The sequence below is a fragment of the Streptomyces capoamus genome (assembly GCF_014654935.1).
GTDB lineage: Bacteria > Actinomycetota > Actinomycetes > Streptomycetales > Streptomycetaceae > Streptomyces > Streptomyces capoamus.
Map to the genome: position 1 here is coordinate 1 of NZ_BNBF01000043.1, position 1,878 is coordinate 1,878.

2 protein-coding genes are annotated in these 1,878 nt (G+C 70.1%); both read left to right on the forward strand.

Annotation, left to right across the window (positions count from 1 at the left end):
• Positions 1–417 precede the first annotated feature (417 nt).
• Positions 418–867: a PTS sugar transporter subunit IIA gene (locus tag IE312_RS36430; RefSeq protein ID WP_189986608.1), complete on the forward strand. Its 450-nt coding sequence runs from the start codon at positions 418–420 to the stop codon at positions 865–867.
• Between the two features lie 77 nt (positions 868–944).
• Positions 945–1,878 (forward strand): PEP-utilizing enzyme (locus IE312_RS43410; protein WP_268254404.1); only part of this gene is annotated, 934 nt, incomplete at its 3' end.

A 1,878-nucleotide genomic window follows, 5' to 3' on the forward strand; every position in this document is an offset into this window, starting at 1 on the left:
GGCGTTGATTTTTGGCACGCTGTTGAGTTCTCAAGGAACGGTCGCTTCCTTTGTACTCACCCTCTCGGGCTTTCCTCGGGGCGCTTCCCTTCGGTGTTCCAAACTCTATCAGGGTTTTTCCGTCTCCCTGACCACCCTCCTGCGAGCATGCAGAAGGAGATCCAGAGAAAGGATCTGACAAGTTTGGGTGCTGCCGGAGCAAGGGCGCTGTTGCACACCTCGTCGCCCCCAGCAGGGTTACGACTGTACACGCGGCCTGGAACGCGGTGCAAATCCACCTGGCTGGTGGTCTAGACCACTTGGTGGTAGCTTCCATACGGAACCGCCACTTCACATGCCATACGCTGCTGCTCAGAGCGCCGTCCGGGACTGCCAGTGGCGGCCCATCATCAGCTCCACTTCCTTGGGAGGCTTCCCATGACCACCGTGACGTCCCCGCTCGCCGGGCGTGCCATCGGACTGGCCGCCGTGCCGGATCCGGTCTTCTCCGGGGCCATGGTCGGCCCGGGCACCGCGATCGACCCGGCGCGTGAGGCCTCCGAGGCCGTGGCGCCCGTGGACGGCGTCATCGTCTCCCTGCACCCGCACGCCTTCGTGGTGGTCGACGACAGTGGCCACGGTGTGCTCACCCACCTCGGTATCGACACCGTCCAGCTCAACGGCGAGGGCTTCGAGCTCCTCGTCAACAAGGGCGACACCGTGACCCGCGGCCAGGCCGTCGTGCGCTGGAACCCCGCGGCCGTGGAGGCCGCCGGCAAGTCCCCGGTGTGCCCGGTCGTCGCGCTCGAGGCCACTGCCGAGTCGCTCACCGATCTCCGTGACAGCGGAGATGTGAAGACCGGCGACAGCCTCTTCTCCTGGAACTGACAGCAGTGCCGCCCCAGGGCGGCGGACAGGACAACCATCGCGGCGGCGGGACCCGCCGCACTATCGGAGACGGTGAGATGGAGACAACGCTGCGAGGCGTCGGCGTGAGCCATGGCGTGGCGATCGGCGAGGTTCGGCACATGGGCACGGCGGTGCTGGAGCCGCCGGCGAAGCAGATCCCCGCCGAGGACGCGGAGCGGGAGCAGGGGCGTGCCCGCCAGGCTGTGGACGCCGTCGCCGCCGACCTGATGGCACGCGGCAACCTGGCGGGGGGCGAGGCCCAGGCCGTGCTGGAGGCGCAGGCCATGATGGCCCAGGACCCGGAGCTGATGGCGGACGTGGACCGGCGGATCGCCGTCGGCAGCACCGCCGAGCGTGCCGTGTACGACGCCTTCGCGGCGTACCGGGAGCTGCTGGCCGGTGCCGGGGAGTACCTGGCCGGGCGCGTGGCCGACCTCGATGACGTGCGGAATCGTATCGTCGCCCGGCTGCTGGGCGTTCCGATGCCCGGTGTGCCGGACAGCGACCAGCCCTACGTACTCGTGGCCCGGGACCTGGCTCCGGCGGACACGGCGCTGCTCGACCCGTCCCTGGTCCTCGGTTTCGTGACCGAGGAGGGCGGCCCGACCAGTCACAGCGCCATCCTGGCCCGGGCGCTGGGCGTGCCCGCCGTGGTGGCCCTGCCCGGTGCCGGTGAGCTGGCCGAGGGCACGGTGATCGCGGTCGACGGCAGCACGGGCGATGTCTTCGTGAACCCCTCCGAGGAGAAGAAGGCGGCGCTGGAGGCCGCGGCTGCCGAGCGCAAGGCCGCGCTGGCCGCTTCCACGGGCCCGGGCGCGACCGCGGACGGGCACAAGGTGCCGCTGCTGGCCAACGTGGGCGGGCCGGCGGACGTGCCGGCGGCGGTGGAGGCCGGGGCCGAGGGCGTCGGTCTGTTCCGGACCGAGTTCCTGTTCCTGGACGACAGCAAGAGCGCTCCTTCCGAGCAGAAGCAGGTGGAGGCCTACCGGC